This is a genomic window from Streptosporangium sp. NPDC000239, assembly GCF_040300765.1.
Classification (GTDB): Bacteria; Actinomycetota; Actinomycetes; order Streptosporangiales; family Streptosporangiaceae; genus Streptosporangium.
Genome location: NZ_JBEPEI010000001.1, coordinates 1,190,084 through 1,203,550, shown reverse-complemented (window position 1 = coordinate 1,203,550; position 13,467 = coordinate 1,190,084). Strand labels below are relative to the sequence as shown.

The following is a 13,467-nucleotide window of genomic DNA, read 5'->3' as shown; positions in this document are numbered from 1 at the left end:
CGCTGACCTCCGTCGAACTGCGCAACCGCCTCAGCACCGCCACCGGACTCCGCCTACCGGCGACCCTCACCTTCGACCACCCCACCCCCCAGGCCGTCGCCGACCTGCTCGACCGTGAGCTGGGGGACACGGCCCGGGAGGTACGGCCAGGCCGTACCGGGGTGAGCGGGGCGGGCGGCGGGCTGGCCGCGATCCACCGGCGGATGCACGAGACGGGCAAACACCTGCAGGCGGCCGAGTTGCTGCTCGCGGTCTCGCACGTGCGCGGCCAGTTCGGCGCCGCCGAGCGCGACCGGTACGCGCGACCCCCGATCAGGTTGGCCACCGGCCCTGGGCGGGTGTCCCTGGTGTGTTTCCCCGCGCTCAGCGCGATCTCCGGACCGCACGAGTACTCGCGGTTCGGCCAGGTCTTCAGGGGGGAGCGGAACGTCCACGTCGTACCGTCTCCCGGATTCACCGGCGGGGAGGCCGAGGCGCTGCCCGACTCGCTGGAGACACTGGTCCAGATGAACGTGGAGGGTCTGCGTGCCTGCGTCGGCGAGGACGAGCCCTTCGTGATCGTCGGCCGTTCGATGGGGGGCTGTGTCGCGCACGCGGTCGCCGTCGCGCTTGAGGACCAGGGGCTGAGGCCCGCCGGGCTCGCGCTGATCGACAGCTATCCGATCGACGCGGCGGGCCAGGAGGGCATGGAGTGGTGGCTGGGCGGCATGATCGGCGGGATGCTCGACCGGATCGACCGGTTCGACATGACGTTGCACGACGACAGGCTGACCACGATGGGTCTCTACAACCGGCTCTTCGTCGGCTGGCAGCCGAAGCCGGTCCAGACGCCGATCCTGCTGCTGCGGGCGACAGAGCCGTTGCGCGGCACGACGGTCGATCCCGAGGGCCGGCTGGACTGGCGGGCGTACTGGCCGGTGGCGCACGAGTCGACCGACATCCCCGGCGACCACTTCACCACTCTTGAGGAGCGTTCGGACACCACCGCCCAGGCGATCAGGTCGTGGGTCGACGGGCTGGTGTGACGGCCGCATGACACCGCCGCCCGCTCCGGACTCCCGGAGCGGGCGGCGGGCGGGCGCTCAGACGAGCTGCTGCACGATGCCGAGACGGTCGGGCAGGACCTCGTACTCGATGATCTGGCCGTCACGGAACCTGATGGTGCTGATGCTCTGGCCGACGAAACGGCGTCCGCTCGGCGGGGCGCCGAACACCTCGCCGCGCTGCACCCCTTCGATGGTCCAGTAGACGACGACCCTGTCGTTCTCGGCGACGGTGTCGGTCACCGTGGCCGTCACGCCCTCGACCGCCTGGCGCAGCCAGGTGATGTGCTGGACGAAACCGGCGCGCCCGCCGCCGCCCAGCGCGGGTCCCGCGGCGTCGGTGCCGTCCTCGGCGACGATCTCGTCGAGGACCTCCAGGCGGCCCTTGGACACGACCTCCTCGTAGAAGCGTCGCGCCACCGCGCGGTTGGTCTCCGTGGTGCTCATCGTTGACTCCTTTTCCGTTGAGGTGTGGGGAACGGGGTCACCGGACGCCGGGCAGCGGGAGGACTCCCAGGCTCGCGTCGAGGCCGCCGTCGGCGACCAGCGTCGTCCCGGTGACGTAGGAGGCGGCCGGGGAGGTCAGGAACCAGACGACCTCGGCCTGTTCGCGGGGTTCTCCGAAGCGCTGCAGCGGGATGCGCCTCTCGATCTCCGCCGCGAAGGCCGGGTTCTGCCGTACCCCCTCGTTGATCCGGGTCCAGGTGAGGCCGGGGGCCAGGGCGTTGACCCGGATGCCCTGGACGGCGTAGTCGATGGCGGCGGCCCGTACCAGGTTGATGACGGCGCCCTTCGAGGCGTTGTAGGCCCAGTTGCCCGGGTCTGCGCGCAGGCCGGCGACGGAGGCGGTCACCACGATGGAGCCGCCGCCTCCCTCGCGCAGCACGGGTGCCGCTGCCCGGATGCCCAGGACGGGGCCGCGCAGGTTGACGGAGAGGATGCGTTCGGCGGCCTCTACCGCGCCGGGCGCCTCGAAGGGACGGGTACCGCCGATCCCGGCGTTGAGCACGACGGCGTCGAGCCCGCCGAACTCCTCGACGGCCAGCGCGACCGCCTTCCGGTTGGCGGCCTCCGTGGACACGTCGCCGACGAGGGGGACGACCCGGTCGAGGCGGGCGATCTCCTTGAGGCTCCACTCGTCGTGGTCGACGGCGACGACGCCGACTCCCCGTTCGGCGAACAGTTCCACGGTCGCCCGGCCGATGCCCGAGGCGGCGCCCGTCACGACGACGGATCGCGGCGCCGGGGTCCAGCCCGGGTAGAGGCCCTCAGGACGTGGTTCAGGGGTGGTTGGGGTCATGTCGGCCTTTCAGGTCCGTGACGGGGACGGGTCTCCCGGCCGCGGGTCGCGCGGTTCCGGGTTCTGGGAAACGCGGGTGTGCCGTACGGGGCCGGGGCCGATCCGTGGCACGGCGGCGAGCAACGCCCGGGTGTAGGCGGCCTGTGGAGCACGGAAGACGGCCTCGACCTGTCCGGTTTCGACCACCTTGCCGTCCTTCATGACCGCCACCCGGTCGCACACCTGGCGGATGACGCCCAGGTCGTGCGAGATGAACAGCAGTGAGACCCCGGCCTCGTGTCTGAGCCGGGTGAGCAGCGTCAGGATCTGCGCCTGTACGGTGACGTCGAGCGCGGAGACCGGCTCGTCGCAGACGAGCACGTCGGGGGCGGGGGCGAGCGCCCTCGCGATGGCCACGCGCTGCCGCTGACCGCCGGACAACCGGCCGGGCCGGCTGCGGAGGACGGCGGGGTCGAGCCCGACCTGCCCGAGCAGCTCGGCGACGCGTTCACGTACGACGCCTTTCCGAGCGCGGGGCAGCGCCTCCGCGACGATCTCCTCAACGGTGTGGCGGGGGTCGAAGGAGCTCAGCGGGTCCTGGTCGACGAGCTGGATGCGGGAGCGCCGGGCGCGGCGGTCCCGTTCCCTCAGGCCGCTCCAGGGCCGGCCGTGCAGCAGCACCGATCCGGCGTCGGGTTCGAACTCGGCCATGACGATCCTGGCGGTCGTGCTCTTGCCCGAACCCGACTCCCCCACGATTCCCAGCGCCTCCCCCGCGGCCAGGTCGAACGACACGTCGTCGACCGCGGTGCGGTGGGAGCCGCCGGGTGAACGGAAGCGTTTGACGACCCCCCGGACGGTGAGGACCGTCTCGGCCCGCGTCGGCGCGGCGGGGCCCGCGGCGCGCTTCCTGGACGCGGTCGCGGGCACGGCCCCCGGATACCAGCAGCGCACCACCCGGTCCGTCCCGTACGGCAGCGCCTCGGGCGGCCGTTCACGGCAGCGGTCGTCGGCCAGCGGGCAGCGGGGCGCGTAGGGGCAGCCCTCCTGGGCGGCGGGTGCGGAGCGGAGCCCGGACAGGTCGGGCACCGGGCCGTCGACGGAGGGCACCGCGGCGAGCAGGTCGGCCGTGTAGGGGTGGGCGGGCGCCGTGAGCAGGCCGGCCGCGGGCCCCTGTTCGACGACCGTTCCCGCGTAGAGGACGGCGACGTGGCCGGCGAGCCTGGCGACGACCGCCAGGTCGTGGCTGATCAGCAGCAGTGCCGTACCCGCGTCCCTCCTGGCGGCCAGCACGTCGAGGACCTGGGCCTGGACGGTGACGTCGAGGGCGGTCGTCGGCTCGTCGGCGATCAGCAGCCGGGGGCGGGCCGCGACGGCGGAGGCGATCAGGGCGCGCTGCCGCAGGCCGCCGGACAGTTCGTGGGGGTACTGCAGGAGGCGGACCTCGGGGTCGGGGACGCCCACCTCGGACAGCAGCGCGACGACCTGGTCGTCGAGGTCGTCACGGGTGGCCAGGCCGTGTACCTCAAGGGGTTCGGCGACCTCGTAGCCGACCCTGCGCAGCGGGTCGAGGGAGGTCAGCGCGTCCTGCAGGACGTAGCCGATCCGCCGTCCGCGCAGCCGCCGCCACTGCCGTCCGCCCAGCCCGAGCAGGTCGTGTCCCGCGAAGGACAGGGTGCGCGCGCGAACGTCGGCGCCCTGCCCGGCCAGGCCGAGCAGCGCGCGGGCGGTGACGCTCTTGCCGGAGCCCGACTCGCCGACCACGGCCAGGCACTCGCCCGCGCGCAGCGTCAGGCCGACGTCCCGTACGGCGCGCACGACGCCGTGCCGGGTGGTGAAGTCGACGGAGAGCCCGTCCACGACGACCAGCGGTTCCTCCCGCGTCACGGCTCCCGCCTCTCGTAGCGGGCCTGCAGGGCGCGCCCCACGGCCGTGGCGGACATGACGGTCAGGGTGATGGCGGCGCCGGGGAAGAGGGCGAGGGTCCAGGAGACGTCGAGGTAGTTACGGGCCTGGGCGAGCATGGAGCCCCATTCGGGGGCCGGTGGCCGTGGGCCGAGGCCCAGGAAGCTGAGGGAGGCTCCGGCGATGACGGCGGTGCCGACGTTCAGCGTCGCCAGGACCAGCAGCGGCGCCAGCGTGTTCGGCACGATGTGCCTGCGCAGAACGCGGCGGGGTCGCAGCCCCAGGTTGGTCGCGGCCCTGACGTAGGCGGAGTTCCGCACGAGGAGGGCCTGGACCCTGACGACGCGGGCGAAGCCGGGGGCCAGGGCGACGGTGATGGCCAGGGTGGCGTTGCGGGTGCCGGGGCCGAGGACGGCGACCACGAGCAGTGCCGTGAGGACGCCGGGGAAGGCCAGCAGGATGTCGGCCAGGCGCATGGCCATCTCACCGGCGACCCGTCCGCCGAGCGCGGCCAGCAGTCCCCACGCCGAGCCTGCGGCTCCGGCGAGCAGTGTGGAGCCCAGACCGACGAACAACGAGGCGCGGGCGCCGTACACGACACGGGCGAACACGTCGCGGCCGAGCTGGTCGGTGCCGAACGGGTGCCCGGCGCCGGGGCCTCGCAGGGCGGCGGTCGCGTCCACCTGGTCGGGTGCCCCGGCGAACAGCGCGGGGAACAACGCGGCGCAGCAGACGAGGGCGAGGAACGCGCAGGCCGCCCACAGTCCTGGCCGCGGGCGCGTTCCCCGGTACGGCACGAGCGTGGGGGCGGTCACGGGGTGGCCTGCCGTACACGGGGGTCGACCACCCGGTAGAGCAGGTCGAGGCCGGTGTTGATCACTGAGAAGATGAGGGCCGCGAGCACGACGACGCCGGTCACCACGGGGAAGTCCCTGCCGTTGACCGCCGAGACGATGGCCTGGCCGAGTCCCTGGCGGGCGAAGACCGTCTCGACGACCACGACTCCGGCGAGGAGTTCGCCGAGGGCCCAGCCCGACAGGGTGAGGACGGGCAGTGCGGCGTGCCGCAGCGCGTGCCGCAGCCGGATGCGGTTCTCCGTGGCGCCCCTTGACCTGGCGGTCAGGGCGAAGGGCTGTCCGAGGGCGCGTTCGACGCCCTCCCTGGTGATCTGCGCGAGCACGCCCGCGATGGGCAGCGCGAGGGTGATCCACGGCAGCACGAGCGCGCGGGGACCGTCCTCGCCGAGTACGGGGAACCAGTGGAGGGTGAAGGAGAAGGCGCCGAGCAGCAGGATGCCGATCCAGAAGTTGGGGGTCGAGACGGCGCAGAACTCCAGGACGCGGGAGACGGCCCCGGCTCTGGGGCGTCCCGCGGTGAACAGGGCCAGGGTCACCGCCAGGGTGAAGCCGAGGACCGCGGCGCCGGTGGCCAGGGCGACGGTCGCGCCGAGCTGTTCCAGGATCACCGCGCTCACCGGCTGGTTGAGCTGGTAGGACTCGCCCAGGTCGGCGCGGGCCAGCCTGCCGATGAAGATCGCGTACTGGACGGGCAGGGGATCGTGCAGGCCGTACCGGGCGCGGATCGTCTCCAGCACCTCGGGGGTGGCGTTCGCCTGGACCCCGCCCGCGATGACGTGGGCGGGGTCTCCGGGCACGAGCCGCATGCCGATGAAGGCCAGTGTCGCCGTCCCCCACAGCACGAACAGGGTCAGCGCGAGCCTGCGTGCCAGCCGGCGTGCCAGCGGCGGCATGGGGATCAGGCCCCCAGCCAGGCGCCGTGGAAGACGGGGTAGGTCTGCGCGTCGAAGGCGACGCCGCGCACCCGCCCCGACAGGCCGACGAGTTGCACCGGCGTGTAGAGGGGCAGCACGTAGGCCTGCCTGAGGACCTCCTTCTGCACGGCCGCGTAGTCGCGCCTGGCCGTCTCCGGGTCCGAGGTCTCGGCCGCCTCCTCGACCCGTTCGTCGATCTCGGGTGAGTCGACGAGAGCGACGTTGCCGCCCGCCTTGGCGTAGGTGTTGCCCGAGGCGAAGGCGAATCTCAGCACGTCGGGGGTCGGCCTGGCGAAGCTGACGTCGATCAGGTCGTAGCCGCCGCCGATGAGGTACTCGCTCACGTAGGCGCCGGTGTCGACGGGGGGCCGCCGGATCTCGATGCCGGCGAGTTTGGCCTGTGCCTGGACGCCCTCGGCCAGGACGTCGCGCTGGTCCTTGTTCCCCTCGGCCCAGAAGGGCCACACGAGGGTGAGCCGTTCGCCGTCCTTGACGCGGTAGCCGTCCTTGTCGGTCTCCTTCCAGCCCGCCTCGTCCAGGAGCCTGGCCGCCTCCTTGGGGTCGTAGGAGGCCAGTTCGCTCTCGGCGCCCGCGTCGTAGGCGGCGGTCACCGCGCTGAGCGGGTTGCGCGCCGCCCTGTAGTGACCGAAGTAGACACTCCTGACCAGCTGGTCGACGTTGACCGAGGCGGACAGGGCGCGGCGGACCCGCACGTCGCGCAGCGGCCCCCGGGTCTGGTTGAGGTAGAGGTTGTAGTTGAGGCCGGGTGTCTCCTGGGCGTTCAGCGTGAACCCGGGCAGCGTCTTCAGCCTGTCGGCGTTGACGGGCGGCACACCCGCCATGGCCTGTGCCTGGCCGCTGGTCAGCGCGCCGTACCGCGTGGCGTCCTCGGAGACGAACTCGAAGACCAGGCCGTCGAGGTAGGCGGCTCCCTGGTGGGAGGCTCCCGCGGGGGTCGCGGTGTAGCCGGGGTTGCGCCTGAGGGTGACGCGCCTGTCCTTCTCCCAGGAGACGTAGGAGAAGGGGCCGGTGCCGACCGGCCGGTACTCGGAGACCGGCTCGGCGAGCGCGGCCGGGCTCTGGATGCCCAGGTAGGGCACGGAGAGCGCCTGCAGGAAGGGGGTGAAGGGCCGGGAGAGCGTCACCTCGACGACCAGGTCGCTCACCACGCGCGCCCTCCGGTACGGGGCGATCAGCGAGGCCGCGTAGGCCGACTTCGTCCCGGGGTCGACCACGTGGTCGAGGGAGGCCTTGACCGCCGCCGCGGTGAGCGGGGTGCCGTCGTGGAAGGTGACGCCCTCGCGGAGGGTGAAGGTGTAGACCTTGCCGTCCTTGGAGACCGTCCACTCCTTGGCCAGCCAGGGACCGAAGCTGTCCGGGCCGGTCTGCGCCACCAGGGAGTCGAAGACGTTGCGGTCGATGAGACCGGTCACCGCGGTGGCCGCGACGGCCGGGTCCAGCGATACCTGGGTGCCCGCGATCGCGTAGGTGAGGGTGCCGCCCGCGACGGGCGCGCCCGAGGGGCCCGCGACGGCCCGCGCCACCGGCCGGTCAGCGCCTCCTGTCATCACGGAGACGACGACGGCGCCTGCGACGACGGCCGTGGCCAGACAGGCGATCAGGACGACGGGGCGCCGGGAGCGCAGGGCGCCCCGCCTGCGGCCGGGGATCGGGGTGGCTCTGGTGGCCGGGTCATCGCTCGGTGTCATCGGCGTGGCCTTCTTCTGGGGCGTGGAACGCGTGCGCGAGAAGGGGCGGACATGCCATCGGCGGGTGAGCCGAATGGCCGGAAAACGCACCCTCCGTGGAAAGAAATCATTTTCCCCGGCCCCGGGCAAACGTCAGGGCCGCACAGCGATCACACCATGTCAGGCGATTTACGTCAATGACATCCGAGCATTTCAGGCCACCTTTCACGAATATTCGCCAAGCAATTCACCCTGCCAATCGATGTCAATTTGAATTGCTTATCGGATGGCTGGTCTTGTATTGGTCGCGACGCTGCCGATCTCCACCGGGAAGGCCGGTGAGAAACGGCCGGGAGGGCGGGACCTCGGCGAAGAAGGCGCGCAGGGTGTCGCCCGCGTACGCCTCGATCGCCGGGTCGAGTCCCTGCCTGCTGAGCAGGCGCAGCCCGAGTGTGCCCTGCGGGGGCAGCTGACGGACCTCCTCAAGTCCCGGCGGGACGCCGCACGCGGTCGGCATCAGGGCGACGCCGAGCCGCGCCCTGACCGCGGTGAGGACGCCCTCCAGATTGGCCGCCTCGGTGGTGATCCGCACGATCCAGCCGAGTCTCTCCAGCGCGCCCACGGCCTGCTGGCGCAGCCCGCAGGGCTCCTGGAAGGCGACGAGCGGCAGCGGCGCGCCGGGCGCGGGCGGAACCCAGTCCGGCGCGGCCAGCCAACGCAGCGGCAGGGAGCCGACCTCCGTCCCTCCCACGTTGGCGACCGCGCCGAGGATCAGCGCCATGTCCACCGTCCCGCGCAGCGTCGCCTCGGCGAGGACCGTGCTGCGGTCCAGCCGGAACACCACGTCGCGTCCCGGCAGGGCGGACATCAGGACGGTGAGCAGGTCGGGCAGGACCGGGGAGGCCGCGTGCTCGACGGCCCCGACGGTCAGCGTCGGAACCGGCTCCGCCCCGAGCCTGCACATCGCCTCGTCGTGCGCGGCGAGGAGTCGCCGCGCCTCGGCCAGCAGCGCCTCGCCGGCCGCGGTGAACCTGGTCAGCCTGCCGGCCCGTTCGACCAGCGGACGTCCGACGACACGTTCCAGAGACCGCACGTGCTGGCTCACCGTGGGCTGGCTCGTCCGCAGCGCGGACGCCGCCCGGCCGAAGCCGCCACACTCCGCGATGGCAACAAAAGTACGCAGTTGCACAAGATCGAGCAATGCTCCCATGTTCCCATGATAAACCGAAAACCCACTTTATCTACCTAGAATGTTGGTTGTTGGGTCCGGAACCCGCCTGAACGGCCGAAACGCGGGCGCACGAGCCGCGCGGAGGCGGCCTTGAAAGAGAGGAAATCCGTCAGCTACGCTGACGATCAACTAAGCTGATGGATTGGAGCCCGCCACATGTCCTCGACACCACCCGGCGAGATCGCGGCCCGCGCCGCCCTCGCGGTGACGGGCCTGGTCACCACGCTCCCCGTGTTCGCCCTGGTCAACCCGTCCATGCTGGGGTCGACCTACGGCGTGACCGACCCCGATCCCATGGTGCTGGCGCTGCTGCAGCACCGCGGCGTGCTCCAGCTCCTGCTGGGCGCCGCCCTGCTGTGGGCCGTCCTGTCCCCGCCCGTCCGGCTGGCCGCGTGCCTGGCCGCGATCCTCGCCAAGGCCGCCTTCCTCGGGCTCACCTTCCTCAATCCGGCGGCCCGGCCCGGCCTGTCGACGGTGAGCATCGTCTTCGACCTGGGCAGCATCGCCCTGCTGGCGTTCGTCGCCGTACGTGAGACGACCGCCCGGCGCGCGCAACCCGCCGGGACGGCCGCCTGAGAGCTCACCCGGCCAGTTCGCGCACGCCCTTCAGCAGCCGGTCGACGTCCTGCTCGTCGGTGTAGGGGGCGATCCCGGCGCGCACCGCGCCCGTGTCCCCCAGGCCGAGCCTGCGGGAGCACTCCAGCGCGTAGAAGGAGCTGGCGGGCGCGTTGACCCCGCGTTCGCCCAGCAGCCGGTAGGTGTCGGCGGGCGTGACCCCGCCGACGGTGAACAACGTGGTCGGGGTGCGCTCGCGCCCCGGCGCGCCGTACGTCCGCACCCCGCCGATCTCGGCCAGGCCCGCCTCAAGCCGGTCGAGCATGGCCCGTTCGTGCCCTTCGAGCGCGGCCATCGAGCGGGCGAGCCGCGCGCGCCTGTCCCCCTCGCCCGGCACGAGGTCCGCCAGGAAGCCGACCGCCGCCGTCGTGCCCGCCAGCAGCTCGTACGGCAGTGTGCCCAGCTCGAACCGCTCGGGCACGGCGTCACTGGCGGGCAGCAGCTTGTCGGGGTTGACCGTCTCAAGCAGCGCCGGGTCCGCGGCGAGCACGCCCAGGTGCGGGCCGAGGAACTTGTACGGCGAGCAGGCGTAGAAGTCGGCGCCGAGCGCCCCCACGTCGATCAGACTGTGCGGCGTCAGGTGCACCCCGTCCACGTAGACCAGCGCCCCGGCCTCGTGCGCCCGCGCGGCGATCGCCGCGACGTCCGGACGGGTGCCCAGCAGGTTCGACGCGGCCGTGACGGCGACGAGCCTGGTGCGCTCGGTGAGCAGGTCCGCGACCGCGGCGACGGGCAGTTCCCCGCTGTCCGGGTCGAAGTCGGCGCGGCGAACCGTGACGCCGCGCGCCAGGGCGGCCTGCTCCCAGGGCCGGATGTTGGCGTCGTGGTCGAGTGTGGTGACCACGACCTCGTCGCCGGGACGCCACTCCTTGGCCAGCGCGCGGGCCATGTCATAGGTCAGCTGCGTCATGCTGCGGCCGAAGACGACGCCCTCCGGCGTGGCCGCGAGCAGGTCGGCCATCGCCCGGCGGGCGCCGGTCACGATCGCGTCGGCGCGGCGTTCGGCCGCGGTCATGACTCCCCGGTTGGCGACGGCGGAGCGCAGCGTCCCGGCCACCGCCTCGGCGACCACACCGGGGGTCTGCGAACCGCCCGGCCCGTCGAAGTGCGCCGCCCCCTCCGCCAGCGCGGGGAAGTGCGCCCGTACCGCCGTCACGTCGTATGCCACAGGGCCTCCAGGCTCGTTCCTCGGACAGCCGGCCGCCGTGTGGACCGGCCCCCGGACAGACTTCCCCGGACGGCCGTCTCCGACTCCTCACCTGGGGCCCCGGGTCAGGGATGCTCGTGCCGTACGTGTGCCTCCTCGGGCCGGTCGCGCCGCAGCCTGTCGTGGAAGCGGCGGATCAGCCTGGCGGCTCCCGCCGGGTCTCCGGTCGTGTGGTACCTCCACCGGTCGCGTTCCCCGACCCACCGGAACCACTCAGGCCCGGCCCACACGATCAGCCCCGGGGCGAGGCTGAGCATCGGATCGCCGGAGCTCGTCGCGAACACGTCGTGCTCCTCGGTCTCGACCCCGGCCGCGCGCAGCTCCCGCCGCAGGTCGGCCAGTGCCCGCTCGGCCCTCACCGCGCCGCCCGCGCCGGTGCCTGACTCGGTGGCCTGTCCCTCGGCTCCCCATGGAAAGGGATGTGCTCCGCGTGGCGCCCGCCGTACGGCGCCTCGGGTCCGGGAGAGGCGGCCCGCGCGGCGAGGTACTCCATGTGCCTGACCGTGCTCTCCAGCTCCTGCGGGGTCGAGGCCTCGACGTGGGGTGTGGCGGCCAGGTGTCCCGCCGTCGGCATCGCCCAGAAGCTGTGGGTGTGCAGGCCGTACCAGATCGTCCAGTTCGGCAGCCGCAGGGCCAGCTCCCGCGCCGCCGCCACGTTGCCCGCCGTTCGCTCGTCCGTCGTTCGTCCGTTCACCGCGCGCTCCCACCTCCGCCGAAGAAACCACCGACTTCCTCAGAGAGGTCGCGCGACCGTCCGTGCCGGGTGGCAGCCGGGGCGTGGGGCGGACGGTCCCGTCCGCCCCACGCCCCCGGACCAGGCACTGTTCGCGAACGGGTGACATGTTTGTCCACTCCCGGTCACCGTCCCGGTCACCCTCACCGTCGCCGGGGCGGGGTACGGCGGGCCTCAGGAACGCAGTTCGGGGAACTGGTCGTCGCGCCACTCGCCGGAGGAGCCGCCCTCGGCCGCGTCCCGTTCCGCGCGTCCCCTCAGCTCCACACGGCGGATCTTGCCGGAGACCGTCTTCGGCAGCCCGGAGAACTCCAGGCGCCGTACCCGCTGGTACGGCGCCAGCCGCTCGCGGGCGTGACGCAGGATGGCCAGCGCGGTCTCCCTGTCCGGCTCCCACCCGGCCGCCAGCGTGACGTAGGCCTTCGGCACGGCCAGGCGCAGCTCGTCGGGCGCGGGCACCACGGCGGCCTCGGCGACGGCCGGATGCTCGATGAGCACGCTCTCCAGCTCGAAGGGGGAGATCTTGTAGTCGGAGGCCTTGAACACGTCGTCGGTGCGGCCGACGTAGAAGATGTAGCCGTCCGCGTCGCGGGAGGCGACGTCTCCGGTGTGGTAGTAGCCGCCCGCCATGGCCTCGGCGTTGCGCGTCTCGTCGCCCCGGTAACCGGCCATCAGCGAGACGGGCCGCTCACCCAGGTCGACGCAGATCTCCCCCTCCTGGGCGCGCTCGCCGGTGACGGGATCGACCAGAACCACCGGGACCCCGGGCATGGGCAGCCCCATCGAGCCGGGCTTGACCGGTTCGCCGGGCACGTTGCCGACCGAGAGCGTGGTCTCGGTCTGCCCGAAACCGTCGCGGATCGTCAGCCCCCAGTGGCCGCGGACCTGCTCGATCACCTCGGGGTTCAGCGGTTCCCCCGCGGAGACCACCTCTCGCAGCCGCCCCGGCCCGCCCGACAAATCAGCTTTTATCAGCATCCGCCAGACGGTCGGCGGTGCGCAGAACGTCGTCACCTCCGCCCTGCGGATCTGCGCGAGCAGCGCGCCCGCGTCGAACCTGCCGTAGTTGTGCACGAAGATCGTCGCCTCGGCGATCCAGGGCGCGAAGAAGCAGCTCCAGGCGTGCTTGGCCCACCCGGGGGAGCTGATGTTCAGGTGCACGTCCCCCGGCCGCACGCCGATCCAGTAGGCCGTCGTCAGGTGGCCGACCGGATAGGAGACCTGGGTGTGCTCGACCAGCTTCGGCCTGCTCGTGGTACCTGAGGTGAAGTACAGCAACAGCGGGTCGTCCGGCATGGTGCCCGGATGCGCCGCCGGGGGCGCGTCGAGGGTGTGGGCGTCACGGTAGGCGACCCAGCCCGCCGGGGCGCCGTCGGCGCAGATCCTGACGTAGGTCCCCTCGATCCCGTCGAACTTGGCGGTGTCGGCGGCGTTGGCGATCACGTACCGGGCCCCGCCCCTGCCGATGCGGTCGGGCAGGTCGCCCGGGCCGAGCGCGGTGGTCGCGGGCAGGATCACCGCGCCCAGCTTCATCACCGCCAGCATCGACTCCCACAGCTCGATCTGGTTGTCGAGCATGAGCATGACGCGCTCCCCCCGGCGAACCCCCTGGGCCGCCAGGAACGCCGCGACCCGGTCGGAACGCCGGGCCATCTCGTCGAAGGTGTAGCGGGCCTCGGAACCGTCCTCCTCGACGATCCACAACGCCGTACGGCCGTTGCCGCGCGCGATCGCGTCGAACCAGTCGACCGCCCAGTTGAAGGGGCCCTCGAACCGGGGCCAGGTGAAGCGCCGCACCGCCTCCGCGTGCTCCCCGCCGCATCCCAGCAGCAGGTCACGCGCCTGACGATAGATCTCCGTGTTACCGCTTTTCCCCATCGCACGACTCCTCTCTGCGGCACCTTACTCCGGGCGGCGCTCGGCACCGTTTCCGAAACAAAGGGCTTTTTCGTGAACCGGCCGGCGGGCGCCGGCGTCATCGTGCGGGAGGCCACA

Annotated in this window: 13 protein-coding genes; 2 read left to right on the top strand and 11 right to left on the bottom strand. The window is 72.5% G+C overall.

The features are described 5' to 3' along the window. Positions 1-1,025 (top strand): thioesterase domain-containing protein (locus ABT340_RS05510; protein WP_352009433.1); only part of this gene is annotated, 1,025 nt, incomplete at its 5' end. 57 nt (positions 1,026-1,082) lie between these two features. Here ABT340_RS05510 and ABT340_RS05505 read toward each other — a convergent pair. The 7 genes from ABT340_RS05505 to ABT340_RS05475 all read right to left on the bottom strand — a co-directional run bounded on the left by ABT340_RS05505 (position 1,083) and on the right by ABT340_RS05475 (position 8,896). Next, complete coding sequence (locus ABT340_RS05505) at positions 1,083-1,490, bottom strand: ester cyclase (RefSeq protein ID WP_352009432.1); 408 nt, start codon at positions 1,488-1,490, stop codon at positions 1,083-1,085. 37 nt (positions 1,491-1,527) lie between these two features. Next, the gene (locus ABT340_RS05500) at positions 1,528-2,343 is read right to left on the bottom strand and encodes an SDR family NAD(P)-dependent oxidoreductase (protein WP_352009431.1); all 816 of its coding nucleotides are present in this window, start codon (positions 2,341-2,343) and stop codon (positions 1,528-1,530) included. A gap of 9 nt (positions 2,344-2,352) precedes the next feature. Further along, entirely contained in the window at positions 2,353-4,209 is a 1,857-nt protein-coding gene (locus ABT340_RS05495; RefSeq protein WP_352009430.1) for a dipeptide ABC transporter ATP-binding protein, read from the bottom strand. Further along, the gene (locus ABT340_RS05490) at positions 4,206-5,042 is read right to left on the bottom strand and encodes an ABC transporter permease (protein ID WP_352009429.1); all 837 of its coding nucleotides are present in this window, start codon (positions 5,040-5,042) and stop codon (positions 4,206-4,208) included. The genes ABT340_RS05495 and ABT340_RS05490 overlap by 4 nt, the downstream gene beginning before the upstream one ends. After that, the gene (locus tag ABT340_RS05485) at positions 5,039-5,977 is read right to left on the bottom strand and encodes an ABC transporter permease (RefSeq protein WP_352009428.1); all 939 of its coding nucleotides are present in this window, start codon (positions 5,975-5,977) and stop codon (positions 5,039-5,041) included. Before ABT340_RS05485 ends, ABT340_RS05490 begins: the two co-directional genes overlap by 4 nt. A 5-nt stretch (positions 5,978-5,982) precedes the next feature. After that, positions 5,983-7,707 carry an ABC transporter substrate-binding protein gene (locus ABT340_RS05480; protein ID WP_352009427.1) on the bottom strand — a complete coding sequence of 575 codons (1,725 nt, stop codon included), beginning with the start codon at positions 7,705-7,707 and terminating at the stop codon, positions 5,983-5,985. A 244-nt stretch (positions 7,708-7,951) separates the two neighbouring features. Continuing rightward, complete coding sequence (locus ABT340_RS05475; protein ID WP_352009426.1) at positions 7,952-8,896, bottom strand: LysR family transcriptional regulator; 945 nt, start codon at positions 8,894-8,896, stop codon at positions 7,952-7,954. A gap of 177 nt (positions 8,897-9,073) precedes the next feature. On the opposite strand from ABT340_RS05475, the gene ABT340_RS05470 reads away from it, so the two are divergent. Next, positions 9,074-9,493 (top strand): hypothetical protein, encoded by a 420-nt coding sequence (locus ABT340_RS05470; RefSeq protein WP_352009425.1) that lies wholly within the window; start codon positions 9,074-9,076, stop codon positions 9,491-9,493. A gap of 4 nt (positions 9,494-9,497) precedes the next feature. Here the strand turns inward: ABT340_RS05470 and ABT340_RS05465 are convergent, their stop codons facing one another. From ABT340_RS05465 to ABT340_RS05450, 4 genes are all read right to left on the bottom strand, one after another. Further along, the gene (locus ABT340_RS05465) at positions 9,498-10,700 is read right to left on the bottom strand and encodes a cysteine desulfurase-like protein (protein WP_352009424.1); all 1,203 of its coding nucleotides are present in this window, start codon (positions 10,698-10,700) and stop codon (positions 9,498-9,500) included. A gap of 104 nt (positions 10,701-10,804) precedes the next feature. After that, positions 10,805-11,098, bottom strand: coding sequence for a hypothetical protein (locus ABT340_RS05460; protein ID WP_352009423.1), 294 nt, complete (start codon positions 11,096-11,098; stop codon positions 10,805-10,807). Further along, positions 11,095-11,433, bottom strand: coding sequence for a hypothetical protein (locus tag ABT340_RS05455; RefSeq protein ID WP_352009422.1), 339 nt, complete (start codon positions 11,431-11,433; stop codon positions 11,095-11,097). Before ABT340_RS05455 ends, ABT340_RS05460 begins: the two co-directional genes overlap by 4 nt. 213 nt (positions 11,434-11,646) lie before the next feature. Beyond that, positions 11,647-13,350 carry an AMP-binding protein gene (locus ABT340_RS05450; protein WP_352009421.1) on the bottom strand — a complete coding sequence of 568 codons (1,704 nt, stop codon included), beginning with the start codon at positions 13,348-13,350 and terminating at the stop codon, positions 11,647-11,649. Between the last annotated feature and the right edge of the window lie 117 nt (positions 13,351-13,467).